The organism is Pseudomonas sp. P5_A12, assembly GCF_056400685.1.
Window position 1 is genome coordinate 1 of record NZ_JBFUKU010000068.1, and the last position, 23323, is coordinate 23323.

Consider the following 23323-nt stretch of genomic DNA (forward strand, 5'->3'; position numbering starts at 1 on the left):
GGATTTCAAAAACCAAATGCGAAAATTTTCGGGTAACAAGTCAAAGTGTCTTGCAGTATTGATGAGATGTCCTCGTGTTCTTCAAGTGCAGGATGATAGTTACTTGAGTGCTGTACGGGCGTTGCCGACCTATGTCGATGAACTTCACTTGCCGAGAAATGGGTCTGAATTGGCCAGGACTATCAGTATGGAAACCTGTCCAGGTATTGTTTATTTTGCCAGTGAGAACGCTGAAGAACTTGAATGTGATTATGAGGAATTTAAAGCGCTAGAGGGGGCGATGTATGACGCGGCGTGCTAGATATCTTATAGGTTATGACTCGGAGAATATTCCGTTCACCTTCGTTCGAAATGGAGTGGGCTGTGGATTTGAGTTTGACTATTTACATGCGGTGTGCAATGCCGCCGAACTTGATTGTCAATTTGTCCCGATGAAGTGGAGTGAGCTTTTTCAGTCATTAGACGCTGGGGAAGTGCACGCGATATTCTCCAGTATTTCCAGAACTCCTAAGAGATCGGCAATGTACGATTTCACAGTGCCATATTTTGATTCGCCTGAAGCAATTATTTATAAGGGGCGATTAAATGGCTTTAGTGAAGTGCGGTCAATTGGTGTTTTGGTCGGTTCAAATCATTGTGCATATGCGCGGTCAGAGCTTAATACGCTCAAAGTTTATGAGTTCTTGGATTTTGAAGCGTTATCTGTTGGGCTCCATGATGAATCAATAGACAGTTTACTTGTGGGGGTTGATATTGCAAATCTGCTAATTGATAAGTTGTCAGTGCTCGAATTAAAGCTACATGATGAATTGATCATTGCACCTGAGTTTTTTGGTGTGGGATCGAGTGTCGTAGTTAAAAGATCTGAGAACATCCTGTTGGCGTCTCTAGATCACGGAATATCCAAAGTTGGAAATATGTTGTTTTAGCTCTTCGGATTGTATATCAATCGACGTAGCAATGAGTACTGAACTCACTATTCATTAGCTGTATAAGCGTAGAAAAACCCGCAGTAACACGGGTTTTTTTACGACTTGAATTTGATCACTGGCTCTTTGGCGTATCAAACCCACGCTGCTCAATCACCCGAAAAACATCGCGCACATCCTGGATCATGATCCGGGCGATGTTGGTGACGGTGTTGATGTCGTTTTCGGCGTAGTCGGGGAGGCTGGTGCAGGCCATCAGGTTGAGGTATTTGAGGGCCGCGTTGAGGCGTTCGCTGAGGCAGTTGTGGAGTTCGCGCAGTGGGGCGTCGCTGTCGATGAGCAGGACCGGGTAGTCGGTGGCGAGTTGGGACATTGGGGTGAAGCGGCGGGGCGGAAGTTGAGTCGTCATGGTGTAAATCCTTAAATAAAAAGAATTGCCACCTTTCTGCTGCGAAACAAATGGGTGGCAGCTGTGCGCGGGTTCGCAGACCGGAGGATTTACACCAAGACCCGGCAGACCCGAGGGTCTCCCGCGCACAACCGCCATAAAACATTAAGCAGGCGGAGCCGGCTGCATCATGCCTGACGGTGTCTTGGTGTCAATCTTGAGGGCTGCGAAACCCATCGCTGACAGCGGTCAGCGACGGGTCGACTATAGGCGTCGATTTTGGTGGTCGCAAACGGGGTTGTAGGACCGAAAATCGGGTTTTGTGGTTGTTGGTAGAGACTGCGTTTGCTGATCAGCAGTCGTGTATTCAGAGGTTGTTTAATGTCAGGTGGACTTTGTTTGCCGGGTTTGCGGCTGCTGCGCAGCCGGACGCAGGCTTCGCCAGCTGCTACAGGATGTGGGTGTGTTTAAAATTGTGGCGGGGTTTGGGGCGGCTTCGCCGTCCAGCGGGAGCAAGATCCCTCGACACAGAGGGTTGTTTCCTACGTGATTTTCGGAATGGAAGATTCGAGTCTGGCGGCTTCCAATAGACTGCGCGAAGCGTGATGACCAGAAACGACAAAGCCCCGAATCTTCGGGGCTTTGTATTTGGATCACGCGGTCTTCAGCGCACACGCTCCAGCGTCATTGCCTGGCCTGCGGCGAATGCGGGTTGTGTTCGGTGTGTTTCGGCCCCGCTAATGCCCATGCCACAACCCCAATCAGCGGCACAAACACGATCACCACGATCCACAAGAGTTTGTTGCTCGATTTGCCTTCGGCTTTTCGGACTTTGTTGATTGCCCAGAGCTCGATAAGCAGAAGTACGGCTGTGAGTACGATCCAGATTGTTTCGATGTGCATTCGTCACCCTCCTGATAGTCATTCAGTTAGGTGAATCGCAGTGGTCTGGGTTCATTAAATTTCAGGTTTTTGGTGATTGGCGGTCTGACAGGCAACCGTTCGCTGACAGACCGCATTCGCGGGCAAGCCCGCTCCCACAGGGAATATGGTGAACGGCCTATTGCGCTTTCCAGTGTCCGCCACCCGTTTCGCAATCAATCTTCGCCTGACCCAGGTGTTCGGCACTGTAGTAGTAAGTCGTGACTTTTGCCTTGTCGGGGATGTTCAGCGAGGTGCTGTCCTTGTCCTTGCTGGTGGAATGTGGGTTGGTCAGGGATTCCTGAGTCAGCGTGGCRATGCACGTGGCCTGGTAGTGATCGTCGCACTGTGCGACTTTTTTCTTGGTGCTGGTCAGCATCTCTTTGCTTTCGTTGCTGCATGACCAGTCGATGGCGTTCACCGGCATGCCGTCGTACTCATAGCAGCTATGGGATTCAACCACCGGTACGGAAGGGCTTTGAGACCGGGTCTGGACGTCACAACTTTCAGCCATGACCAGTGTCGGGCTCAAGTAGGTGATCAGAAGCAGAAGTCTGGTGTTCATCGGGATTTCCTCTGCAATGGCGCCTGGCTTCGTCGAAGTTTGGCGCTATAGGCTTTCGAAAACGCGATGGGCCGCAGGGTTCAATTGCTTTTTTTATCCGCTACCGCCTTCAGCTCAACGCCTCAATGCATCTTGCTGTGATCCATCTTGCCAAGTGCCCGAGCCTCGGCCTGCACTTCGATGATTTCCTGCTCGCCCTTGGCGTTTTTCACGGTCAGGGTCAGCGGGACTTTATCGCCTTCCTTAACCTGAGCGGTCAGGTCGATCAGCATCAGGTGGTAGCCATGGGGATCGAAGTTCACAGCCTTGCCCGCCGGCAGCGCGACGGACTCGACCATGCCCATTTTCATCACGTCGTCTTTCATGCTCATTTGGTGAATCTGGACGGTTTTAGCCACTGGCGACTGAACGCTAAGCAGGTTGCTGTCGCTGTCGGCTTGCAGGGTCATGAACGCGCCGGTGGACGGTTGGTCGGCAACGGTCGCGCGGACCCAGGCGTCGTGGACCTGGGTTTGCGCCGACACCTGAAAGGCCAGGCCGATCAGCGACAGACCCAGGGCCAGTTGTTTGATGCGTTTGAAGGATGTTGCAGTCATTAGCAGACCTCCATGACGGTGAGCAGGTCTTCTGCGCACTCTTGGGCGGTAAGGGACGCGGACAGTCCCAGGCGCAAAGTGCCTCGGGAGTCGAAGACGAAGCTGGTCGCGGTGTGGGAGAGGGTGTAGCTCGAACCGCTGGGGACTTTTTCGAAGAACACGCCGAACTCCTTGGCGGTGGCGGCGGTTTCTTCCAGCGTGCCGTGCAGTGCTTCGAACGTCGGGTCGAAGGATTTGACGTATTTGTCGAGCATCTGCGGCGTGTCGCGTTCCGGGTCCAGGGTGATGAAGATCACTTGCAGCTTTTCGCCGTCGCGGCCCATCAGTTTTTTCGCTTGGGCGGCTCGGGCCAAGGTGGTCGGGCACACGGCCGGGCATTGGGTGAAGCCGAAGAAAATCATCGGCATCATCCCGCGATAGCTGGTCAACATCCGGGTTTCGCCGTCGGCGTCCTTGAGCTTGAAGGTACGGCCCATGATCTTGTCGCTGAGGTCCTTGCCGTGTTTGAACGACAGTTTGCTGCTGTCATCGCAACCGGCCAGCAGGCCGAGGCTCAACAGGCTCATGCCGCGCAGAACAGTGCGACGGGTATACAACGTACTCATGGAGGGGAAATCCTGTGTAGCGACGTGAAATCTGTGGCGGCTGATAGATCAGACGAAAAAAGCGCGTGGATATTAACAAACTGTAGCGGCGGGCTGCGCATTGTCGGACCGGCGCGCGTTACGGTACAGAGGCAGAATGGGCAGATAACTACGGATCAGTGGTTTCCCGGCATGTAGCCATAACGCGATCCCGTAGCAGCTGCCGAGCCTGCGAGGCTGCGTCCGGCTGCGCAGCAGTCGTAAAGTCAGACAATGCGGTGCGTCAGGTTCACCGTGCACTCAGGGTTTACGACTGCTGCGCAGCCGGACGCAGCCTCGCGCTGCTCGACAGCTGCTACAAGGTAGGTGTTGCGGATAGACGGGCGGTGTTGCGGTTGCGCGGACACATTCCAGATACATAAGTGCGCTTTCATGGGGTTGTCCCAAACCACAATGAGAGCATTGCCATGTACCGCAAATTGCAGCAAGCCGCCCGATTCCTCAGTCAGAGCGCGCGTTTGATGGTCGGTGTCCCCGACTACGACAACTACGTCGCGCAAATGGCGCTCAAACACCCGGACCAGCCGGTCATGAGCCTTTCGATGTTTATTCGTGAGCGTCAGGAGGCCCGATACGGCGGCAAGCAGTGCACGACGCGTTGCTGCTGATCGCTGCGCGAACGCTGCGATCCACTCGCGTCACTGTGCAATGAAATTGCGAATCGCCTGAATGGTCGCCGTCGGCGCTTCTTCCATCAGCCAGTGACCGGCGCCAGGGATCACCACTTCGGTGACGTTGTCCGCCGCGTTGCGCATTACGATCGCTTCATTGGCCCCAAAAGATTTTTCCCCGCCGATGGCCAGCACCGGCATCGTCAGCCGCGTCTTCATCGAGGCTTCGTTGTCCACGGCATCCTGACGAATGCTGCCGAACTGGGCGAAGGCCGCGTGCATCACACCGGGGCGGGCATAGAGCTTGGCGTAATGCTGGCGGGTGGCTTCATCGACTTTGCTGCGGTCGCCCGCGAATTCGTTCCAGAACCGGTCGAGGTAGATACGTTCACGACCCGCCACCAGTCGCTCGGCGTCCGGCCCGCCAAAGTCGAAGTGCCAAAGCATCGGTGAGCGGACGATATCGTTCCAGGGCGGGATGCCGGGCACCGGAGCGTCCATCACCACCAGGCGATCCGTCAGCTGCGGATAACGCGAAGCGTAAGCGAAGGCGACCATGGTGCCAATGTCATGGCCGATGACCACCGAGTGTTCGATGCCCAATGCGGCCAACACGCCACGGATGTCGCCCGCCTGGGTCTTCTTGTCATAGCCGCTGTCCGGGATCGACGACAGCCCCAGGCCGCGCAGGTCCGGCACCACAACGGTGTGGTCCTTGGCCAGGTCAGCCGCCAGTGGCGCCCACATGTCGCCGGTGTCGCCAAAACCATGCAGCATCACCACGGCAGGCCCTTTGCCGCCGACGCGCACATGGATTTTCACGCCTTCAACGGTGATGTCCTGGGTATGAAAATCAGCAGGGAATGGCGGTACGCCGGCCAGTGCCGGGAGGCTGAGTGCAAGCAGCAATGAAGTGGTCAGCAGGGTGCGCAACATGACGGTGCCTCCAGGGTACACGTGGGAAATGGCATACCCGAAGCAGCGTAGACCGCCTTACGGCACATGTTTTTCCATGGTTGCTTTCAGCGCCTCACTCACCAGTGCCGTGACAATCGGTTCTGAAGTCGAGCGCATCTCTTCACCGACAGTGGTTTGCTGTGCTTTTACTTTTTCCACGTATTGCGAGGCGGGCCCTTCAGCGACGAGCGATGCCAGTTCTTCTTCGGAAAACGACTTCTCATAGGCCCGTGCCAGGTTCTCATCCCATTCCGGCTGGTATTTGGGCAGTAAAACAGTGATCTCCTCGGACACGATGCGGCTGGCATCGTCAGCCCCCAGCTTCTCGGCAATCACTGAATAGGGAGCCGTTCCCTGCGCCATCGACAGTGCAAGGGCCGGGAGATTGCTGCCCATGTGGGCCTTGGCGACGAGGGTGCGGGCTTCATTCAGGGCAGGGGTACCCTCAGAGGCTGAGTTTGAAAAAGCGTATAACAGGGTCAAGGCGAATAACAGGGTCAAGGCGATAGCGGCAGAGGAAATCCGGTGCACGTTTGGGCTCCATGGGTGAGGGCTGAAACAAGGCATCAGAACAGCGTAGCCCAGGCTCATCGCACCACCATTGGTTTAATCAATAATTACCATCAAGCAATGCAAGTTCTGTTTTTTCGCCAAGGGAGGAGGATAGCCACATACCGAACTCGCCTTTGAAGGAACCTGCGCGATGAGAATGTCTACCTTGCTGGCTTTTATCGCCGTATTCAGCGCCACCGTGCCGGCTTACGCGGCTGACCCGTCTTGCCATTTCCTGCCGATCGCCGACAGCGCAACCAGCCTGCAGCATGCCCAATCGGTGGGCGTGCTTTATAGCGAAAACACCCTCAACACCCTCCAGTACCTTGAGCAGTACCATGCGGTTGCGGTGAACGGCGCGAAGAATCCTCAGCTGGATTCGCGCATCAGCAACGCCTTCGTCAACAGCTCCGATCCGAAGCTTGCGATCAGCTGGCTCATGGGCTCGCTGGAAAAACAGTTCGGCTCGGTGACCGTCTACGACAACCTTGACGCACTGGTGCAAGCCCATCCCGACGTGGTGGTGATGCTGGACACCTACAGCCGGCTGGTGTCCAAGCGCAATAATCAGGTCGAAGCGCGTTTCATGGCCAAGTTCTACGACGCGAACCTGCAGTACATCGGCCAGGCCGAAGGCTCTCGCGCACAGCAAATGCCTTCGGTGTGGGTGCATGGCAAAGCGGCGCCGGAGATTGCTGCGCAAATCGACCAGCAAACCGAGTTGCAAGTAAGCGCGCTGAAGCAATTTGATGCTTCGCTCAAGGCGTTGGTGAAGTCGGGCAGTGTGGCGCACGTTGCCAGTAACTGACGCAACCCAGGCGTTCAAGCCTGGGTGGTCATCACCGGTTGCTACGCCGCGCCACCCCGGCAACGCTGACCGGGGAGAGAGGGCGTCCGACAACGGCTTCGGCCTGGGAAATCACGCTGTGTACGCCTGGGATCGACAGGGTTTCACCGAACTCAAGCGCTGCGATCAGCACGAAGCCGCCCAGTAGCAAACCGCCTGTTTTTATCAAAACGTTCATTTGGCAGGTCCTCGCACAAAGTTCTTCGGCAAAGCATCGCCGGGGAGGTCTTTCAAGTCGATTTTCTGCGCATTTGTTGTGTTGTTAAAGGTGAAATCGTCAGCGGCAACTTCATCACCGGTCTTCCAGTTACTGAACTGAATGCTGTACTGCGGCCCGCCCGCGACCTGTTTTGAGGTAATGACATAACGGCAGGGGTAAGGACGCTCGCCTTGGGCGATCCAGATCTGCCAATCCACCGTTTTGCTTCTGAACGCCAGGTGATCGCACTCGACGCCTCCGATCACGCCACTGCCCAAGTCCTTTATGTTGGTCACGCCCTTCATCAATGAATCTTGAGGGTTGGACACGAACAGGTCGGCGCCGGCCAAAGGTCGGTCGTACTTTTCCCTTAATTCATCAATCAAATGATCCAGTGTGCCGGGCACAGCCACTTGCGTGTACGTGTTGGTGTTCTTGCCGAACAAGGTCAGGGTGGTGCCGTCAAACAGCATTTCCATGTCGACAAATCCACCCGCACGCGTGTTGCGCATCTTGTCGGGGCGGCTGATGACTGTCGTGCCGGAAGCGGCCAGCGCAAGGTTCTGTTTTTCCTTGGTGATGACTTCAAAGTTTGTGTCGTAGTTGAACGATAGGTTTTTTTGCGCGGTCAGGTAGTCGGACATGCTCTTGAGCAAGTTTTTGGCGTACGCCTCATCGGCATGGGCGGCATTCGGAATGCTTAATCCCACTATTAATGCCAATCCGGCGCCAGCGAAGCGGATTTTTGAGGATTCGATTAACTGTCGGGCGATCTTGTCCATGGAAGTTCACCGCTGTGAGAATACCGGATTGCCCGGTGTGGACTTACAACGTTAGTCCCATCACACAGGCAATGAGCGACCACTCATCCGGGTCATTTAAGGCAATTCATCAAGTGACCGACAGCCTCTGCTTCGACAGTCCCGTCGACGCCACCTTCGGCAAAAACCGCGCAACTGGCGGTGTTGTCATCTTTTGCGCAGCGGTAGACCGCGATCACGCTGCCCGGTCCGCCGCCGGTGTGCCCGCTCAATATCAGTCCACCTTCGACCGCACCTTGCATCAGGCCCAAGGCGTAGCCAGGCGCAGTCCATGGACGACCAGCCATCGGCCCGCCGAGCACGCGGGCCGTTTGCATCTCCCGCAGTAACGGCAGCGGCAGGCTCTGGCCGGCCAGTAGTCGATCCAGGCAAAGCGCGGCTTCATCCAGCGGGCCGCCCAGCAGGCCGTGATACACCCAGCCCGGGTCGTACGCTTGCGCGGCGCCCATGGTCACGCCCTGCAGATCGGCTCGCGTCGTGGCCAGGCGTACACGTGACAAACCGAGGGGCGAAAAAACCAGTCGGGTCAGCGCCTCGTCCAATGCAAGACCGCTCAGGCGCTCGATGAACCTGGCCACGTACAGATAACCCACGTTCGAATACCGCCAGCCATCGCCGGGTGCGTAGCGCAATCGGGTCGCTTCCAGGCGTTGCAGCATGTCATCGGCGGGCCACGGCGTTTCGTTGCGCGCCACGGCGGCGTGGTATTGCGCCAACTCGCCATAATCCGCCAGCCCGGCTTCATGCCGCAGCACTTGGCGCAGGGTGAACGGTCCTTCCGGCAGCGTATCGTCCAGATCGAACTTGCCATCACGCACCAGCGCCAGTGCGGCGGCACAGAGCACGGTCTTGGTAAAGCTCCACCAGGGAACCGTCACGTCAGGTTGTGCAGGCGTGAGCGGTGAACCGTTTGAGACAAGGGTGAAAAGCATGGGGGAGGGCTGCTCTGGACGAAGGTGCCGTGGCAGTGTGCCAGAAACACCCAATTGTGTTTTATCGGTGGCTTGGCTAATCTCGCACAAACCCGCAATTTCAGGCAAAAACATGCACGATCAGCACGCTGCAGCCGAGTTACCGTCGGTGCGCCGGCAAAAAATCCTTCTGATCCTTGAGCGCGACGGCAAGGTCATGGCTTCCGAATTGAGCCAGCATTTCGCCGTTTCCGAAGACACCATTCGCCGCGACCTGTCAGAACTCGCCAGCGCAGGGTTGGTGCAACGGGTGCATGGCGGCGCGTTGCCGCGACCTAAAGACACGGGCAAGGATTTCTTCACCCGGGTTGGTGAAACCGATGAGGTGAAAACCCGGCTGGCGCAACTCGCTGCGCGCCGGGTGCAGGATGGCCAGATTGTGCTGTTCGACTCAGGCAGCACAACGCTGCAGATTGCGCGGTCGCTGCCCTCGGACATTGCCATCACGGCCGTTACCGCGTCGCCCATGATCGCCATCGCGCTGGCCGAATACACCGGCATCAAAGTGATCCTGGCCGGTGGTCAACTCAATCGCGCGACGATGTCGGCCAGCGGGCATGAAACCCTGCGGCTGATCGAGGGCATCAAGGCTGATCTGCTGTTCATCGGCATCTGTGCGATTCACCCGGAGGTTGGCATCAGCTCACTGCATTTCGATGAGGCGCCGGTGAAGCAGGCGATGATCGACAGCGCGTCGCACGTGGTGGCGGTGACCACCGCGGACAAACTGGGCGCCGTGGAGCCGTTCGTTGTCGCACCGTGCAAGCGCATCCATACGCTGATCACCGAGCAACAGGTGGCGTCGGGCAACATTGAGGATTACCAGCGGTTGGGTATTGAGGTGATTCAGGTGGACGCCTGATCTCAACCGTGCCCGAGCGCAATCGCAAACGACACGACGATGAAGCAGGCAAAGGCGAAATTCAGGTTCATGAAGGTGTCTTCCGACGTATTCGAGATGTCGCCATCTTGAATACGCCGCAGGGAAATAAAAAATTCGGCTTCGTGATGTGAATGATCGAAGGAATTGATACCTGCTGCCTGCGCTTGCGGCACGCCCCCTAAGTCAGGTATTTGCGAAACCACGCGATCGTACGGTCCCACGCCAGTTTGGCAGCGGCTTCATCGTAGCGAGGCGTCGAGTCGTTATGAAAACCATGGTTAACGCCCGGATAAATATAGGCCTCATAGGTTTTGCCGGCGGCTTTCAACGCTGATTCGTACGCTGGCCATCCATCATTGATGCCCTTGTCCAGCTCGCCGTAATGCAGCAATAAGGGCGCCTGGATCCTGGCTACATCCTCCGCTTTTGGCTGGCGACCATAAAAAGGCACGGCTGCCGCCAGCTCCGGATACGCCACGGCCGCCGCGTTGGAGACACCCCCGCCGTAGCAGAAGCCGGTGATGCCGACTTTCCCCGTGGTCGCGTCGTTTTTCGATAGCCACTCGATGCCGGCGAAAAAATCATTCATGAGCTTTTCGGGGTCGACCTTCGCCTGTAGCTCACGGCCCTTTTCGTCGTTGCCGGGGTAGCCGCCGACCGAGCTCAGACCGTCGGGGGCGAGGGCGATGAACCCGGCTTTGGCGAGGCGTCGGGCGACGTCTTCGATGTAAGGGTTAAGCCCACGGTTTTCATGCACGACCAGCACCGCCGGCACTTTGCCGGTGGCTTTGGCCGGGCGCACCAGATAACMGCGCACATTGCCGTGGCCCTTGGGTGAGGGGTAGGTGATGTACTCGGCGATGATGTCCGGGTCGGTAAACTCGACTTGTTCGGCGAGCGCATAGTTGGGGCTCAGGGAGGCGAGCAAGGCGCCGGCGGTCAAACCGCCCAAGGCGAACAACGCCGCGCGATCAAGAAACTCTCGCCGGTTGATCTTGCCATGGACGTAGTAATCGTAGAGTTCGAGCAGTTCGGGGGCGAAATCTTTGGCGGTGAGACGTTCCATAGGGGCGCTTCCCGTGTGTTAAAGATTTAATCCAGTAAAGCAGCGTTTGCCGCACAACCCGGACAATTTGTCCGGGTTGTGGCAAACGGTGGCACTTACGGATTAATGCCCACCCACCACCATATGACTGAACGGCGCCACATACGCCTGCAACGTCACCAGTCCACCGACCAGAATCGCCAGCACGATGGAGTGGAAGAATACGTACCGAAGAATTTCCCCTTCATGCCCGTACCAGCGCGTTGCCGTGGACGCCACCACAATCGACTGTGCGTCGACCATTTTGCCCATGACCCCGCCAGAACTGTTCGCCGCCGCCATCAGCACCGGGCTGATCCCCAGTTGTTCGGCGGTCACCCGTTGCAAGCCGCCGAACAGCACGTTGGAGGCCGTGTCGGAGCCGGTCAAGGCCACGCCGAGCCAGCCGAGGAGGGTGCCGAACATGGGGTAGAAAATCCCGGTCGCGGCGAAGGCCAGGCCCATGGTGGCRTCCAGTCCGGAGTAGCGCGTGAGGTAACCCAGGGCCAGCATCGCCACAATGGTGATCAGCGAGTAGCGCACCACCCATATCGTTCGCAGGTAATGACGTACCAGTTGAGGAATCGAGTAGCCCATCAGCAGCCCGCCGAGGATCGCTGAGAGCAAGATGCCGCTGCCGGTGGAGGTGAASCAGGTGAACTTGTAGATCGCGTCCTCGGTTTTAGGCGCTGGCACCACCGGCGGTACTTTTTCAACCTGCTGGTGCAGGGTGGTAAAGGTCACGATCGGGGCAAAAATCGGGTTCGCTTCGCGCATCGGTTTGCCTTGCGGATCGAGCTTGGCCGAGCTGGTGGCCGGGTCGATCGCCGGGCGGGTATCGAACATGTTTTTGAAGCTTTGTGTGCCCCAGGCGAACACGAATATCGTGAGGATGATCCACGGCATCCACGCGCGCATAACCGCCGGTTTGGCATCGCTGGCAAACGTCGCGCTGGCCTCGGTTGTGTGCTTATGCTCCTCGTCGATCTTCGAGTTGTCGACGCGCCCGGTCAAGGCGGCCGAGGTGTGCACCGTGGCGGGTTTCCAGACCCTGAGGAATCCGGTCAGGCAGGCCATGGAAATCAGCGCGGCGATCACGTCCACGAGCATCGGGCCGTGGTAGTTGGACACCAGGAATTGTGGCACCGCGAAGCTGACCCCGGCCACGAGGATCGCCGGCCAGATTTCCAGCATCTTGCGCCAGCCGGCGAAGGCCCAGATCAACCAGAACGGCACCAGTACCGAGAAGAAGGGCAGCTGGCGACCGACCATCATCGACAGCTCCATTTCATCCAGCCCGGTCACTTTGGCGAGGGTAATGATCGGCGTGCCCAGTGCGCCGAACGCAACAGGCGCGGTATTGGCGATCAAGGCCAGGCCGGAGGCGGCCAAGGGCGAGAAGCCAAGTCCGATCAGGATCGCACCGGTCACCGCCACCGGCGTACCGAAGCCAGCCGCGCCCTCGAAAAACGCACCGAAGCAGAAGGCGATCAGCAGCAATTGCAGGCGTCGGTCGTCGGTGATGCGTGCCAGGGAATCCTGCAGCACTTTGAACGAGCCGTTCTCGGTGGTCAGTCGGTGCAGGAAGATGATGTTGAGCACGATCCAGCCAATCGGCAGCAAGCCGTTGGCAGCGCCAAATAACGCCGCCGAGCCGGCCATGTTCGCCGGCATGCCGAAAGCCAGGATCGCAATCACCAAGGCAGACGCCAGCGCGAGCAACGCCGCTATGTGCGCCTTGATGTGGAAAAACGCCAGGGCGGCCAGCATCACCACCACCGGCACGGCTGCCAGGAGGGTTGAAATGACCGGGTTACCAAAGGGATCGTAGACTTGCTGCCAAACCATGTTCCACCTCTGCTTTTTATTGTCGGTAGTGCAGGCCCCCGGGCGGGGTTGGTGGAAAGGAGTATAGGTGGCATTGCGCCGCTGTCTCGGGGAGGTTTTTCGTTGTTGAAAGGTGCCGTGGCGGCAATGATCCCGGGCGAACTTCTACTACGCTCAGAGGGGATGACTGCCCCATTCATTCAGTACGAGAGGGAGACAGCAATGACTGAACGCCATGAGGAACACAAGGAGACGCTTTCCAACGGATGCTCGATCAAGGTCACGGCCGAGATACTGAAAGACGGCTCCTTGAAAATGCTGATCGGTGTGTACCGTCCCGACGGCTCGGTGATTGAAGAGGACCACCATCCGTCCCCGCACCTGCTGGACATGGAGGCGGCGATGGACTGGGCCATCGAAAAGGCCAAAACCGTCGGCAACAGTCAGCAAACGCTGTAAGAACGGCTTATCCCCGCTCTGATCATCGTCCTTATTGCGTACCGAACATGGCCGTCCAGTAAATCCCCGCATCGCTCTTCGGGTCCACCGCGTATGCGGCGCCGAGTTCACGGAACTGTGGATTCATCAGGTTGGCGCAATGACCGGGGCTGGCCAGCCAGCCGTCGACCACCTTGCGCACGGTGTCTTGCCCGGCGGCGATGTTCTCGCCGATCTGCTGAAAGTTGTAACCCGCCAGTTCCGCACGGTCACCGGGCGTGCGGCCGTCGCGGTCCTTGTGATCGAAGAAGTTGCCGTTGGCCATGGCCCGGGAGTGGGTTTCAGCGGCTGTCGCCAACAGGGCGTTCCAGCCCAGCGGTGTGGTCGCGGCAAACGCCTGGCTGCCGCATTTACGCGGTTGGGTGCGCGCGGAGTTGAGCTCGACCAACAGCTTCTGGCCTTCGGCGGCGGAGTCGCCCTGGCGCGCAGGCAACAGGGGGCGGGCGAGCACGATTCRCCAATCGTTGCCTTGGCGGCTGACACCGATGTCGATGAATTTCGGGTCCAGCACCACCTGGCAGAAGCTCTCCTGCACCGCCATCATCGCGGCTTGCGCATCACGCGGGCCGGTCAGGGTAATCGCTTGCACATTGAACATCGGATACGACGCACGCACCATGGCCTGCTGCAAGTCGACCGGCCCGCTGGCCGGCAATACCAGACGCGGATCGCTGTTCAGCGGTGGCAACTCCGGCGAGACCTGACCGGCGCAATTCTGCGTCAGACTGCGAAAGGCGTTGATCGAGTCGGTCAGCTGCGTTTCTTCGGAGGCCATTGCCGTAGTGGCAAGCACCAGACCCAACGACAAACCCGAAAAGCGCAAAGCGGATGATAAGACGTGCATGACAACCCCCTTGGACGGACTGCGCCCATGATGCGCGAACTCCCCCCGTACAAGGCAATGGCTTTTTACAGTTTGTGACTCAGTAGGTGACATGATTTGGCTACTACACTAAGCCGACGCCTCCCAGAGTGTTTGCGCTATGCCCGTCAATTGGATCGCCGCGTTGCTTGCCGTTTCACTGCTCGCCGGTCAGGCCATTGCGGACGATCAACAACAAAAACAGGACGTGGCGCAAGACAAGGCTCAGGTGCTTGAACAGAAGGCGGCCGAGAAGGGCAGCAACGTGCCGGTGCCCACGTCCCAGGCCATTACCCCGTCCGAAGTCCAGGCCGTCGACCCGGCCGGAAAGTCTCCGCTGGACGATGCGATCACCTGCATGGCCCGCTCCATTTACTGGGAGGCCAAAGGCAAGAACACCGCCGACATGGAAGCGGTGGCCAGCGTGGTGATGAACCGCCTCGGCCACGAAGGTTTCCCCGACACCGTGTGCGCGGTGGTCAAGCAAGGTTCTGAAACCAAAAGCTGCCAGTTCTCCTGGTGGTGCGACGGGCGCCCGGACAAGGTCCAGGAAGAAACCCAATATGAATTGGCCAAGGAAATCGCTCGCAAGGCGCTGAACAAGCAGCTGCCGGATCGCACCGGCGGCGCGATGTACTTCCATGACAAGATGGTGAAGCCGGTCTGGGCCAGGAAGTACATCAAAACGGCGAGTATCGGGTTGTTCGTGTTCTACAAACCGCACGAAGGGAAGGCGAAATAGCTGTAAAGCCCTTACACCTCACGACCATGCGCCGCGGCAGCCAGTTGCCCGGTATCGACCCGGACAAACACCGAGTCACCCACGGCCGTGAGCACGCCGTCGGCGAAGATCTCGCAGATGACCCGGGTCTTGCGCCCGACATCGCCCTCGACCTTGGCGCGCARGGTCAGCGCAACGCCCATCGGCGTCGGTTTGATGAACTTGATGCCCAGGTTGCCGGTGACGCAGTCGATGCGCGGCAGTGTGCCCGGTTCGCGGTTTTCGGCCCGGTAGTGGTAAGCCATGGCGGTCCAGTTCGAGTGGCAATCCACCAGCATCGCAATCAAGCCGCCGTACACCAGATCCGGCCAGCCGCAGTACTTGGCGTCGGGCAGATGCTCGGCAACGACGTGAACGCCATCTTCGTGCCAGTGGCTTTTGACGTGCAGGCCGTGAGGGTTGCGGCTGCCACAGCCGTAGCACACGCCATCCGGTGCGGCGCTGTCCTGCATGGAAATGTCGAGCATGGTGGTCCCTTGTTGTGCTTTGAAAGTCCGCTGAGATTAAAACGCTGGAGTCAGGGGAAGTCCATTGCTCCATACGGTAATGCGGTGCGGTTCACAGCAGAGTAGAGTTTTGTTCAGATGGCGTGAAACCCGTCATGCCACGTTTACGGACAGCCGCCATGCTCAACATCGGACTCATCGTTTACCCCGGTTTCCAGGTGCTCGGCCTCGCCATGTGCGCTTCCTTCGAGTTGGCCAACAACAGCGCCGACGAGCCGGTATACAGCCTTTCGCTGCTGTCCGAGCACGGTGGCATGGTGCAGACCTCCGCGGGTTTTGGTGTGGAAACCAGCCCGTTCGATCAGCGCACGTTCGATACGCTGCTGGTGATGGGCGACAACTTGATCCGTCCGACCTCGCCGGGCTTGGTGGCGTTTTTGCGCCGTGCCAGTGAGTCAACCCGACGTCTGGGTTCGATCTGTACCGGGGCGATTGCACTGGCCGAAGCGGGTTTACTGGAGGGGCGGCGGGCGACCACTCACTGGTGTCATGCCCCGGCCTTGCAGCGAGCGTATCCAAAGGTGCTGGTCGAAGAGGACCGCATCTTCATCAACGACGGCAATATCTGGACCGCCGCCGGCATGAGCGCGTGTGTCGACCTGGCCCTGGCGCTGGTGGAAAAGGACCTCGGTGCCGACGTGGCGCGCACGGTGGCTCGGCAACTGGTGGTGTATCACCGCCGCGCGGGTGGTCAGTCGCAGTTTTCGGTGATGCTGGAACTGGAACCGAAGACCGACCGTATCCAGGCAGCATTGACCTACGCCAAGCAACACCTGAAATCCGCGTTGTCGGTGGAGGAGTTGGCCAGTGCAGCTAATTTGAGCCCTCGACAATTCAGTCGGGTGTTCCATGCCGAAACCGGTCAAACGCCGGCCAAAGCCATCGAAAACCTGAGGGTGGAAGCTGCGCGGCTGATGATGGAAACCGGTCGGCATGCCATTGATGTGGTGGCGACCGAAACCGGTTTCGGCGACCGGGAGCGCATGCGCCGTGCCTTTATCCGCGCGTTCGGACAGCCGCCACAGGTGATTCAGCGCGCCAATCGGACGATGTCTTGAAAGGTGGTGTATTCGACATTCAAGACAAAATATGATTGCCGTAATCTTGATCTCGTTGAAGCCCAATCCCTCAGTGAGATCACCGCCATGACCATCGTCAAAGCCGCTGCCGTCCAAATCGCACCCGTGCTCTACAGCCGTGAAGGCACGGTAGAAAAAGTCGTTAACAAGATTCGCGAACTCGGCGAGAAGGGTGTGCAGTTCGCCGTTTTCCCGGAAACCATCGTGCCGTACTACCCGTATTTCTCCTTTGTGCAGGCGCCTTTTAAAATGGGCTCCGAGCACTACAAATTGCTCGATCAGGCTGTGGTGGTGCCATCGGCGACCACCGATGAAATCGGCAAAGCCGCCAAGGAAGCCAACATGGTGGTGTCCATCGGCGTCAACGAGCGCGATGGCAGCACGCTGTACAATACGCAACTCCTGTTTGATGCCGACGGCACGCTGATTCAGGCGCGTCGCAAGATCTCGCCGACCTATCACGAACGCATGATCTGGGGCATGGGCGATGGCTCGGGCCTGCGCGCCACCGACAGTGCGGTCGGGCGCATCGGTCAACTGGCCTGCTGGGAACATTACAACCCGCTGGCGCGGTATGCCCTGATCGAAGACGGTGAGCAGATTCACGCTTCGATGTACCCCGGCTCGTTTGCCGGTGAGCGGTTCACCCGGCAGATGGAAGTCAGCATCCGCATGCATGCGCTGGAATCGGCGTGCTTCGTGGTCAACTCGACGGCCTGGTTATACCCGGAACAGCAAGCGCAAATCATGGCCGACACCGGTTGTGAGATTGGCCCGATCTCCGGCGGTTGCTACACCGCGATCATTGACCCACAAGGTGAGGTGGTCGGTGCGCTGACCGAAGGTGAAGGCGAAGTGATTGCTGACATCGACTTGTTCGAGATCGAGATCCGCAAGCGTCAAATGGACGGCCGTGGCCATTACAGCCGTCCGGAGATTCYGAGCCTGAACATCGACCGCACGCCCCATCGTCATGTTCATGAGCGCAATGCTCAGCCGAAGTTGGCCGTCACTGCTCAGCCGGAAGAACTGTGATCCAGTAAACGCGCCACAAAAAAGGCCCCTTCATCAAGCGATGAAGGGGCCTTTTTCACGAAGGGCGGTTTTACAGTTCCTGACCCAAAAAGATCAATGTATTGCCATGCGCCTCAGCCGCTGCGCGCTGGTTGTAGCTGTCGCGGTGCGAGCAGTTGAAGCCATGTTCAGCCTCTGGATACACGACAATTTCCACATTGTCGTTAGTGTCGAAGCGTTCGGCGATTTTTTCCACGGCTTCCAGCGGAATGTGGCTGTCCTGTTCACCGAAGTGCATCAGCAACGGCACTTCAATGTCATCGGCGCGGTCCAGGTGATTCTGGATGCCGCCGCCGTAGTAGGCGACGGCCACTTCCACCAGCCCGTTGGCGGCGGTGAGGTAAGAGAGAAGGCCGCCAAAGCAATAACCGATCGAAGCAATGCCGCCATCCAGCCCCGGCTCTTCATCCAACTTGTCGATGGCCAGTTTGATGTCGGCCTGCGCCTTGGTGATATYGGTGGCGTTCATCAACTCGACGGCGCGTTTCCAGCCGGCTTCGTCGTAGGTGAGTTCGATGCGGTGGCCGTTGCGCCAGAACAGGTCTGGCACGATCACCAGATACCCATCAGCGGCGTATTGCTCGGCGACCGAGCGGATGTGCTCGTTGACACCGAAGATCTCCTGGATCAGCACGATCCCCGGGCCGCGTTGGGTATGAGGAATGGCCAGGTAAGCGCCGAATGTACCTTCGTCGCTGTCGATCTCGATCCATTGGGTGGTCACGCTCATGGTGGCTCCTGTCTACGCAATTGAGGTGAAGAGTGAAGCTTGCCACGTTAGCATCTCAACGATTGTGACGGCGCCAGAAAAATCGCGCCAGCAGCGTATCGAGGCTCAGCTTACCGGCACCCGAGAGCAACAATGGCATCAGGGCGGCGAGGTAGATCAGCGGCAGTTTGAAGTTGCCGTGACCCTTGTTGCTGATGGCGTAACCCTGGGCAAGCTCACTTAATGTAGACCAATCGGCCGGCCAGTGAACGGCGGCGGTGGCGACCACAGTGACCACCATCAGCATGATTGTCGATACTCGCGTGCCCAAGCCCAGCAGAATGGCGAACGCGCCAATCAGTTCGGCCCACATCGACAATTCCCAGTTCAGCGTGGCCGGGATGTGATCGAACGGAAACGGAAAACGGTCCTGGATGTCGGCAAACCAGTTATCGCCGTTCCATTTTTCCAGGCCCGACTCAAAAAATTCCCAGGCGATGAACAACCGCAAGGTCAAGGGCGCGAGCCAGCTACCGGCACGGTCGAGGTTCAGGTGCAGGCCTTTGACGGCCGATGAGAGTGAGGTGTTCATGGGCTTGATCTCCACTGAGTCAGGAATGCGGGGCCACGACGGGCCCCGCGCGACGGGTTACTCGCTGGCGCCGCACTTGCCTTCGCCACATTTGCCTTCGGCGGGTTTTTCCGCGGTGTCGGCCTGGACCTGGCTGTAGCCGTGGGCCAGTTGTTTCATGCTGAACGCTTCGGATTCGGAGGCCGAAGCGACGTTCGACAGGGCCAGGCCACCGGCGATGAGCAGGCCGAGGGTCAGGGAGGACGTTGAGAGTTTGAACATGGTGATACTCCGTAACATTGAGTGAGTTGAGCGCTTTGATCGGCTTGGCCAATCGACAGGCGTAGTTCATCAAGGCGGTGTATCTGCGATGTGTCGTTGCGGTGGGGTTTTATGGGCGGGGTGTGTCAGGGGCGGTGCTGTACACATACTGATACAAGCGCTGCGTATAACCCCTGTGGGAGCGAGCCTGCTCGCGATAGCGGTGGGTCATTGAACAATGATGTTGACTGACACACCGCTATCGCGAGCAGGCTCGCTCCCACAAGGGATTTGTGGTGGATTGGATTAATGACGCTCTGGACAATTTCCGATACATTTTCCGCCCGTCCCCTGCATGGTGAACCGCTTCATGTCTCTTGCGCTCGAACGTCTAGTCGCTGGCACGCCGATTCCTTTTGCCGGTAATCGTGTCACGGTGGTCAGCCCCGAACTGGCCGCGCGCTTTCAGCCCGGAGACCACCTGCTGGTGGAGCAGGTCAGCGGCGAACTGTTGCTGATTCCGGTGGCTGACCAGCAAGCGGCCAGCGTTGCGATCGAGCGTGCAGCAGTGGCGTTCAGCGCGATGTCGGCGGTGTCGGATCAAGCCATCAGCGCCTTCTTCGACCTGTTTGCCCAGCGCCTGGAAAACCCGCAGTGCTGGGACTTGATTGCGGCCGCCAACCTCGCCGACATTGAGCGTGCCAAAGCCCGCGGGCGTTCCACCACGCGCTTGCTGGCGGATAAGCGCATGCGCGGCGACATGATCGCCGGCCTGCGCGCCTGGCGCGATGCGCCCGCCTCACGGGGCAAAGTGCTCAGTTGCGTCGAGCATGACGGCTGGAAAGTCGAGCAAGTGGTGTCGCCGTTGGGCATCGTCGCGTTTGTCTTTGAAGGCCGGCCGAATGTGTTCGCCGACGCTGCCGGCGTATTGCGTACCGGTAACACCGCCGTGCTGCGCATTGGCAGCGATGCGTTGGGCACCGCCCAGGCCATCGTCACCCATGCCCTGAATCCGGCACTGAGCGACGCCGGGTTGCCGGTCGGCGCGGTGTCGCTGGTCGAAAGCGTCAACCACGCGGCCGGTTGGGCGATGTTCGCCGACCGGCGTCTGTCCCTGGCCGTGGCCCGGGGTTCGGGGCGTGCGGTCAGCCAATTGGGCAGCATCGCCCAACAGGCGGGTACCGCCGTCAGCCTCCACGGCACCGGTGGTGCATGGCTGATCGCCGACAAGGACGCCGACGCGACACGCTTCGCCGCCGTGGTGCGAAATTCGCTGGACCGCAAGGTCTGCAACACCTTGAACGTCTGCCTGATCCAGCGCGACCGTGCCCTTGAACTGGTGCCGCTGTTTCTCGATGCGTTGCAACAGGCCGGCAGCGCACGGGGCCAGGGCTGCAAGTTGCACATTGTCGAAGGCAGCGAGCCGTACTTGCCGGCGCAATGGTTGAACGCGAGCGTTGAGGTGTACCGCGCGCAGGGCTATCAGACCGAGGCGATGGCCGAGCCTCTGCCTGAGAGTCAACTGGGACGCGAGTGGGAATGGGAAGAAACCCCGGAAGTCAGCCTGATGTTTGTCGACGACCTGGACGGTGCCATTGCCTTGTTCAATCGCTACAGCCCGCAGTTCACAGTGTCGCTGATCAGCGCGGATGACGCCGCGCATGAACGTTTCTACAACGCGGTCAACGCCCCGTTTGTCGGCAACGGTATCACTCGCTGGGTCGACGGACAGTACGCGTTGAACAAGCCGGAGCTGGGTCTCTCGAACTGGGAGAGCGGTCGGCTGTTTGCTCGCAGTGCGATTCTCTCCGGAGACGGCGTGTTCACCGTCCGTAGTCGCATGACGCAGACCGATTTGTCGGTCAAACGCTAGGCGAGGGGCACACTATAATTAAGGTGTTTGCTCCTTTCTTCTGAAAGAGGGATACACCATGAAACTTCGTTCCTTCGAGCAGTATTCTCATCAACTGGAAGCGGTCGCTCACGATACATGGCTGACGGCCCGGGTGAAGTCGGCCCTGGCCATGGCGGAGCCCACCCTTGCCATGCACATTCACGTCAAGACCCATGCGGGCACGGTGGCGTTGAGTGGCCGGGTCAACACCCATCGGCAATGTGAGCAGGTGGTTGCAGTGACCCGTTCAGTTCAGGGCGTTGTCGACGTCGATGCCAGGGAATTGCTGACTCACGTGTTCATGCCAGGCAGCTATCCCGAACCGCCCAACGCCGAAGAAAGCGCTGAACAGCGGCCTCAATCGTCAAGCAAGACGGACGACAAATGACCGGGGCGACTCTATAAGCAGCGCTTCCGGAGCCGGGAGCGCTGCGCCGGGGCGGCTTATCCAGCCATGCACATTCAACATGCCTTGTCCTGAGACAGGTGCACGCGGCTTTTTCATGGGCAAAAAAAAGCCGCCTGAAAAGGCAGCGAAAAAAGCACGCGTTGTGTGGTGTCAGTATTGTTGTTGCAAGGTTACAGAATGATGACGAAAGGGAGCGCTTGCCCCCCGTCAGTCTTAATACACTTGCGGCACGATCAGTTCCGGTGGCGTCGGGCTGCGCGAGTAGTCTCCCTGGCGCAAGCGTTCCGGTAACTCAATTGACGGGTATTCGACTTCTTCATACGGCATCTGCCCGAGCAGGTGGTGGATGCAGTTGAGTCGAGCCTGTTTCTTGTCGTTGGCCTGCACCACCCACCACGGCGCTTCGGCGATGTGGGTGCGCTCCAGCATGATTTCCTTGGCCTTGGTATAGGCTTCCCAGCGACGGCGGGACTCCAGGTCCATCGGGCTGAGTTTCCATTGCTTGAGCGGATCATGAATGCGGCTGAGAAAGCGCAGGTGCTGTTCCTGGTCGGAAATCGAAAACCAGTATTTGATCAGCTGGATGCCGGAGCGGACGAGCATCCGTTCAAATTCCGGTACGGTGCGGAAGAATTCTTCGTATTGGTCGTCGTTGCAGAATCCCATGACCYKCTCGACGCCCGCGCGGTTGTACCAGCTGCGGTCAAACAAGACGATTTCACCGGCGGCCGGCAGGTGCGAGACGTAGCGCTGGAAATACCATTGGGTCTGTTCGCGGTCGTTGGGCGCGGGCAGGGCAGCGACTCGGCACACCCGTGGATTGAGCCGCTGGGTAATGCGCTTGATCACACCCCCTTTGCCCGCCGCGTCGCGTCCTTCAAACAAAATCACCACTTTATGGCCGGTTTTCACCACCCAGCTCTGCAGCTTGACCAGTTCGCCTTGCAGGCGGAACAGCTCGCTGAAATAGCGACGTCGATGTTCTTTTTCGCTGCTGTCACCAATGTGCTCATCGAACAGCGCGTTGAGGTCGTGTCCGTCCTCCATCAACTCCAGTTCCAGCTCTTCGTCGCTGTGATCGAGCAGTTCACGATGGATACGTTGAATCAGGGTGTCGTTGTCTAAAAGCATGGTCAGAACTCCCGACGAAGGTGGAAGTGATCATGCTAGTCCCGGGGATATGACGGACCAGTGACGATGCCGGCGTAGTGAAAAAAACCTGGTGTCATCTTGGTGTCACCTAACCCATGGCAGGATCCTCGCAAACCGACTTGAACGCCCAGCGGAACTCCCTCCGCGGGCCGATGAAATTGCCAGGAATCCCCGCCATGAAAGGAGACGCCTCCCTGTTTGCAGCCATTGACCTGGGCTCCAATGCGTTTCGCATGATGATTGGCCAGTCGGTCAAGCGGAACCAGAAATGGATGATCCAGGAGGTGAAAACCCTGCGTGAACCTGTCCGTTTGTCGGAAGGACTCCAGGGCGGTGCGCTGGATGAAATGGCGCTGGATCGTGGATGGCAGGCGCTTTCGCGATTCGGCAAAAAATTACGCGGCTTTGAAGCCGGCCGGGTACGGGCGGTGGCGACCAGTGCCGTTCGCGAGGCCGACAATGCGCAGCTGTTCCTGGCCAGCGCCGAGCGCCACCTCGGGTTCCGGATTGACGTCATCTCCGGGCATGAAGAGGCGCAACTGGTGTACGCCGGTGTCACCCATTCGATCCCCAGTCCGCAAAGCATGCGATTGGTCGTGGACATCGGTGGCGGGTCCACCGAATTGATTCTGGGGCAGGGCGCACAGCCGTTGTTGACCGAAAGCATTGCCATTGGCAGCGGCACCTTTGGTGCGCGCTACTTTTCCGGTGGCTGCATCACCGCCCCGGCGT

Annotated in this window: 31 protein-coding genes; 12 read left to right on the forward strand and 19 right to left on the reverse strand. The window is 58.6% G+C overall.

What is annotated here, in order from left to right; translation table 11 throughout:
* Together AC1DSG_RS12125 and AC1DSG_RS12130 are read left to right on the forward strand one after the other, a co-directional pair.
* The coding region (locus tag AC1DSG_RS12125; protein WP_477791086.1) for a hypothetical protein at positions 1–301 on the forward strand (301 nt) is incomplete at its 5' end.
* On the forward strand, positions 285–929 hold the full coding sequence (locus tag AC1DSG_RS12130) for a substrate-binding periplasmic protein (RefSeq protein WP_477791087.1): 645 nt from the start codon (positions 285–287) through the stop codon (positions 927–929). The genes AC1DSG_RS12125 and AC1DSG_RS12130, both read left to right, overlap by 17 nt.
* 115 nt (positions 930–1044) lie before the next feature.
* On the opposite strand, the gene AC1DSG_RS12135 is transcribed toward AC1DSG_RS12130, so the two are convergent.
* The 5 genes from AC1DSG_RS12135 to AC1DSG_RS12155 all read right to left on the reverse strand — a co-directional run bounded on the left by AC1DSG_RS12135 (position 1045) and on the right by AC1DSG_RS12155 (position 4004).
* On the reverse strand, positions 1045–1338 hold the full coding sequence (locus tag AC1DSG_RS12135) for a fructose-bisphosphate aldolase (protein ID WP_477791088.1): 294 nt from the start codon (positions 1336–1338) through the stop codon (positions 1045–1047).
* Between the two features lie 663 nt (positions 1339–2001).
* The gene (locus AC1DSG_RS12140; protein WP_477791089.1) at positions 2002–2220 is read right to left on the reverse strand and encodes a PLD nuclease N-terminal domain-containing protein; all 219 of its coding nucleotides are present in this window, start codon (positions 2218–2220) and stop codon (positions 2002–2004) included.
* A 157-nt stretch (positions 2221–2377) separates the two neighbouring features.
* A complete protein-coding gene (locus tag AC1DSG_RS12145) occupies positions 2378–2803 on the reverse strand; it encodes a hypothetical protein (RefSeq protein ID WP_477791090.1) in 426 nt (141 codons plus the stop codon).
* Positions 2804–2925: 122 nt separating this feature from the next.
* Complete coding sequence (locus AC1DSG_RS12150; protein WP_477791091.1) at positions 2926–3399, reverse strand: copper chaperone PCu(A)C; 474 nt, start codon at positions 3397–3399, stop codon at positions 2926–2928.
* Positions 3399–4004, reverse strand: coding sequence for an SCO family protein (locus AC1DSG_RS12155; RefSeq protein ID WP_477791092.1), 606 nt, complete (start codon positions 4002–4004; stop codon positions 3399–3401). Before AC1DSG_RS12155 ends, AC1DSG_RS12150 begins: the two co-directional genes overlap by 1 nt.
* A gap of 446 nt (positions 4005–4450) precedes the next feature.
* On the opposite strand from AC1DSG_RS12155, the gene AC1DSG_RS12160 reads away from it, so the two are divergent.
* Positions 4451–4651, forward strand: coding sequence for a YbdD/YjiX family protein (locus AC1DSG_RS12160; RefSeq protein ID WP_477791093.1), 201 nt, complete (start codon positions 4451–4453; stop codon positions 4649–4651).
* A gap of 30 nt (positions 4652–4681) precedes the next feature.
* Here AC1DSG_RS12160 and AC1DSG_RS12165 read toward each other — a convergent pair whose 3' ends face one another.
* Together AC1DSG_RS12165 and AC1DSG_RS12170 are read right to left on the reverse strand one after the other, a co-directional pair.
* Entirely contained in the window at positions 4682–5590 is a 909-nt protein-coding gene (locus tag AC1DSG_RS12165) for an alpha/beta fold hydrolase (protein ID WP_477791094.1), read from the reverse strand.
* Between the two features lie 57 nt (positions 5591–5647).
* On the reverse strand, positions 5648–6142 hold the full coding sequence (locus AC1DSG_RS12170; RefSeq protein ID WP_477791095.1) for a hypothetical protein: 495 nt from the start codon (positions 6140–6142) through the stop codon (positions 5648–5650).
* A gap of 172 nt (positions 6143–6314) precedes the next feature.
* On the opposite strand from AC1DSG_RS12170, the gene AC1DSG_RS12175 reads away from it, so the two are divergent.
* Positions 6315–6971 carry an ATPase gene (locus AC1DSG_RS12175; RefSeq protein WP_477791096.1) on the forward strand — a complete coding sequence of 219 codons (657 nt, stop codon included), beginning with the start codon at positions 6315–6317 and terminating at the stop codon, positions 6969–6971.
* Between the two features lie 31 nt (positions 6972–7002).
* Here AC1DSG_RS12175 and AC1DSG_RS12180 read toward each other — a convergent pair whose 3' ends face one another.
* The 3 genes from AC1DSG_RS12180 to AC1DSG_RS12190 all read right to left on the reverse strand — a co-directional run bounded on the left by AC1DSG_RS12180 (position 7003) and on the right by AC1DSG_RS12190 (position 8962).
* The gene (locus AC1DSG_RS12180) at positions 7003–7188 is read right to left on the reverse strand and encodes a hypothetical protein (protein WP_477791097.1); all 186 of its coding nucleotides are present in this window, start codon (positions 7186–7188) and stop codon (positions 7003–7005) included.
* A complete protein-coding gene (locus AC1DSG_RS12185) occupies positions 7185–7991 on the reverse strand; it encodes a DUF2092 domain-containing protein (protein WP_477791098.1) in 807 nt (268 codons plus the stop codon). Before AC1DSG_RS12185 ends, AC1DSG_RS12180 begins: the two co-directional genes overlap by 4 nt.
* 92 nt (positions 7992–8083) lie before the next feature.
* Positions 8084–8962 carry a serine hydrolase domain-containing protein gene (locus tag AC1DSG_RS12190; protein WP_477791099.1) on the reverse strand — a complete coding sequence of 293 codons (879 nt, stop codon included), beginning with the start codon at positions 8960–8962 and terminating at the stop codon, positions 8084–8086.
* Positions 8963–9074: 112 nt separating this feature from the next.
* Between AC1DSG_RS12190 and AC1DSG_RS12195 the strand changes: the two genes are divergently transcribed.
* The gene (locus AC1DSG_RS12195; RefSeq protein ID WP_477791100.1) at positions 9075–9863 is read left to right on the forward strand and encodes a DeoR/GlpR family DNA-binding transcription regulator; all 789 of its coding nucleotides are present in this window, start codon (positions 9075–9077) and stop codon (positions 9861–9863) included.
* Positions 9864–9865: 2 nt separating this feature from the next.
* Here the strand turns inward: AC1DSG_RS12195 and AC1DSG_RS12200 are convergent, their stop codons facing one another.
* From AC1DSG_RS12200 to AC1DSG_RS12210, 3 genes are all read right to left on the reverse strand, one after another.
* Positions 9866–10057 (reverse strand): hypothetical protein, encoded by a 192-nt coding sequence (locus AC1DSG_RS12200; protein ID WP_477791101.1) that lies wholly within the window; start codon positions 10055–10057, stop codon positions 9866–9868.
* Positions 10058–10062: 5 nt separating this feature from the next.
* Positions 10063–10950: a YghX family hydrolase gene (yghX, locus tag AC1DSG_RS12205; protein WP_477791102.1), complete on the reverse strand. Its 888-nt coding sequence runs from the start codon at positions 10948–10950 to the stop codon at positions 10063–10065.
* Positions 10951–11052: 102 nt separating this feature from the next.
* The gene (locus AC1DSG_RS12210; protein ID WP_477791103.1) at positions 11053–12816 is read right to left on the reverse strand and encodes an L-lactate permease; all 1764 of its coding nucleotides are present in this window, start codon (positions 12814–12816) and stop codon (positions 11053–11055) included.
* Positions 12817–13017: 201 nt separating this feature from the next.
* Here AC1DSG_RS12210 and AC1DSG_RS12215 point away from each other — a divergent pair, with 201 nt between their 5' ends.
* A complete protein-coding gene (locus AC1DSG_RS12215; RefSeq protein ID WP_477791104.1) occupies positions 13018–13254 on the forward strand; it encodes a hypothetical protein in 237 nt (78 codons plus the stop codon).
* A gap of 31 nt (positions 13255–13285) precedes the next feature.
* Here the strand turns inward: AC1DSG_RS12215 and AC1DSG_RS12220 are convergent, their stop codons facing one another.
* Complete coding sequence (locus tag AC1DSG_RS12220) at positions 13286–14137, reverse strand: CAP domain-containing protein (protein ID WP_477791105.1); 852 nt, start codon at positions 14135–14137, stop codon at positions 13286–13288.
* 139 nt (positions 14138–14276) lie between these two features.
* Between AC1DSG_RS12220 and AC1DSG_RS12225 the strand changes: the two genes are divergently transcribed.
* Positions 14277–14897: a cell wall hydrolase gene (locus AC1DSG_RS12225; protein ID WP_477791106.1), complete on the forward strand. Its 621-nt coding sequence runs from the start codon at positions 14277–14279 to the stop codon at positions 14895–14897.
* A gap of 11 nt (positions 14898–14908) precedes the next feature.
* Here AC1DSG_RS12225 and AC1DSG_RS12230 read toward each other — a convergent pair whose 3' ends face one another.
* On the reverse strand, positions 14909–15403 hold the full coding sequence (locus AC1DSG_RS12230) for a PaaI family thioesterase (protein WP_477791107.1): 495 nt from the start codon (positions 15401–15403) through the stop codon (positions 14909–14911).
* Between the two features lie 158 nt (positions 15404–15561).
* Between AC1DSG_RS12230 and AC1DSG_RS12235 the strand changes: the two genes are divergently transcribed.
* On the forward strand, positions 15562–16500 hold the full coding sequence (locus AC1DSG_RS12235) for a GlxA family transcriptional regulator (protein ID WP_477791116.1): 939 nt from the start codon (positions 15562–15564) through the stop codon (positions 16498–16500).
* 87 nt (positions 16501–16587) lie between these two features.
* A complete protein-coding gene (locus tag AC1DSG_RS12240) occupies positions 16588–17556 on the forward strand; it encodes a nitrilase-related carbon-nitrogen hydrolase (RefSeq protein WP_477791108.1) in 969 nt (322 codons plus the stop codon).
* Positions 17557–17626: 70 nt separating this feature from the next.
* Here the strand turns inward: AC1DSG_RS12240 and AC1DSG_RS12245 are convergent, their stop codons facing one another.
* From AC1DSG_RS12245 to AC1DSG_RS12255, 3 genes are read right to left on the reverse strand one after another with little or no spacing between them, the layout of a single operon-like run.
* On the reverse strand, positions 17627–18325 hold the full coding sequence (locus AC1DSG_RS12245; RefSeq protein WP_477791109.1) for a dienelactone hydrolase family protein: 699 nt from the start codon (positions 18323–18325) through the stop codon (positions 17627–17629).
* A gap of 55 nt (positions 18326–18380) precedes the next feature.
* Positions 18381–18896: an HvfX family Cu-binding RiPP maturation protein gene (locus tag AC1DSG_RS12250; protein ID WP_477791110.1), complete on the reverse strand. Its 516-nt coding sequence runs from the start codon at positions 18894–18896 to the stop codon at positions 18381–18383.
* Between the two features lie 57 nt (positions 18897–18953).
* Positions 18954–19157: an HvfA family oxazolone/thioamide-modified RiPP metallophore gene (locus AC1DSG_RS12255; protein WP_477791111.1), complete on the reverse strand. Its 204-nt coding sequence runs from the start codon at positions 19155–19157 to the stop codon at positions 18954–18956.
* Between the two features lie 349 nt (positions 19158–19506).
* On the opposite strand from AC1DSG_RS12255, the gene AC1DSG_RS12260 reads away from it, so the two are divergent.
* Together AC1DSG_RS12260 and AC1DSG_RS12265 are read left to right on the forward strand one after the other, a co-directional pair.
* Entirely contained in the window at positions 19507–21009 is a 1503-nt protein-coding gene (locus tag AC1DSG_RS12260) for an aldehyde dehydrogenase family protein (RefSeq protein ID WP_477791112.1), read from the forward strand.
* Between the two features lie 58 nt (positions 21010–21067).
* On the forward strand, positions 21068–21418 hold the full coding sequence (locus tag AC1DSG_RS12265) for a BON domain-containing protein (protein WP_477791113.1): 351 nt from the start codon (positions 21068–21070) through the stop codon (positions 21416–21418).
* 234 nt (positions 21419–21652) lie between these two features.
* On the opposite strand, the gene ppk2 is transcribed toward AC1DSG_RS12265, so the two are convergent.
* Positions 21653–22570, reverse strand: coding sequence for a polyphosphate kinase 2 (gene ppk2, locus AC1DSG_RS12270; protein WP_477791114.1), 918 nt, complete (start codon positions 22568–22570; stop codon positions 21653–21655).
* Between the two features lie 197 nt (positions 22571–22767).
* Between ppk2 and AC1DSG_RS12275 the strand changes: the two genes are divergently transcribed.
* Positions 22768–23323: Ppx/GppA phosphatase family protein (locus AC1DSG_RS12275; protein ID WP_477791115.1), on the forward strand; the 556-nt coding region annotated here is incomplete at its 3' end.

What these genes read in the sequence shown, in the direction of transcription:
- AC1DSG_RS12130 (WP_477791087.1), top strand. Translation starts at nt 285, where the DNA reads ATGACGCGGCGTGCTAGATATCTTATAGGTTATGACTCGGAGAATATT.
- AC1DSG_RS12135 (WP_477791088.1), bottom strand. Translation starts at nt 1,338, where the DNA reads ATGACGACTCAACTTCCGCCCCGCCGCTTCACCCCAATGTCCCAACTC.
- AC1DSG_RS12140 (WP_477791089.1), bottom strand. Translation starts at nt 2,220, where the DNA reads ATGCACATCGAAACAATCTGGATCGTACTCACAGCCGTACTTCTGCTT.
- AC1DSG_RS12150 (WP_477791091.1), bottom strand. Translation starts at nt 3,399, where the DNA reads ATGACTGCAACATCCTTCAAACGCATCAAACAACTGGCCCTGGGTCTG.
- AC1DSG_RS12155 (WP_477791092.1), bottom strand. Translation starts at nt 4,004, where the DNA reads ATGAGTACGTTGTATACCCGTCGCACTGTTCTGCGCGGCATGAGCCTG.
- AC1DSG_RS12160 (WP_477791093.1), top strand. Translation starts at nt 4,451, where the DNA reads ATGTACCGCAAATTGCAGCAAGCCGCCCGATTCCTCAGTCAGAGCGCG.
- AC1DSG_RS12165 (WP_477791094.1), bottom strand. Translation starts at nt 5,590, where the DNA reads ATGTTGCGCACCCTGCTGACCACTTCATTGCTGCTTGCACTCAGCCTC.
- AC1DSG_RS12175 (WP_477791096.1), top strand. Translation starts at nt 6,315, where the DNA reads ATGAGAATGTCTACCTTGCTGGCTTTTATCGCCGTATTCAGCGCCACC.
- AC1DSG_RS12180 (WP_477791097.1), bottom strand. Translation starts at nt 7,188, where the DNA reads ATGAACGTTTTGATAAAAACAGGCGGTTTGCTACTGGGCGGCTTCGTG.
- AC1DSG_RS12185 (WP_477791098.1), bottom strand. Translation starts at nt 7,991, where the DNA reads ATGGACAAGATCGCCCGACAGTTAATCGAATCCTCAAAAATCCGCTTC.
- AC1DSG_RS12190 (WP_477791099.1), bottom strand. Translation starts at nt 8,962, where the DNA reads ATGCTTTTCACCCTTGTCTCAAACGGTTCACCGCTCACGCCTGCACAA.
- AC1DSG_RS12195 (WP_477791100.1), top strand. Translation starts at nt 9,075, where the DNA reads ATGCACGATCAGCACGCTGCAGCCGAGTTACCGTCGGTGCGCCGGCAA.
- AC1DSG_RS12215 (WP_477791104.1), top strand. Translation starts at nt 13,018, where the DNA reads ATGACTGAACGCCATGAGGAACACAAGGAGACGCTTTCCAACGGATGC.
- AC1DSG_RS12225 (WP_477791106.1), top strand. Translation starts at nt 14,277, where the DNA reads ATGCCCGTCAATTGGATCGCCGCGTTGCTTGCCGTTTCACTGCTCGCC.
- AC1DSG_RS12235 (WP_477791116.1), top strand. Translation starts at nt 15,562, where the DNA reads ATGCTCAACATCGGACTCATCGTTTACCCCGGTTTCCAGGTGCTCGGC.
- AC1DSG_RS12250 (WP_477791110.1), bottom strand. Translation starts at nt 18,896, where the DNA reads ATGAACACCTCACTCTCATCGGCCGTCAAAGGCCTGCACCTGAACCTC.
- AC1DSG_RS12255 (WP_477791111.1), bottom strand. Translation starts at nt 19,157, where the DNA reads ATGTTCAAACTCTCAACGTCCTCCCTGACCCTCGGCCTGCTCATCGCC.
- AC1DSG_RS12260 (WP_477791112.1), top strand. Translation starts at nt 19,507, where the DNA reads ATGTCTCTTGCGCTCGAACGTCTAGTCGCTGGCACGCCGATTCCTTTT.
- AC1DSG_RS12265 (WP_477791113.1), top strand. Translation starts at nt 21,068, where the DNA reads ATGAAACTTCGTTCCTTCGAGCAGTATTCTCATCAACTGGAAGCGGTC.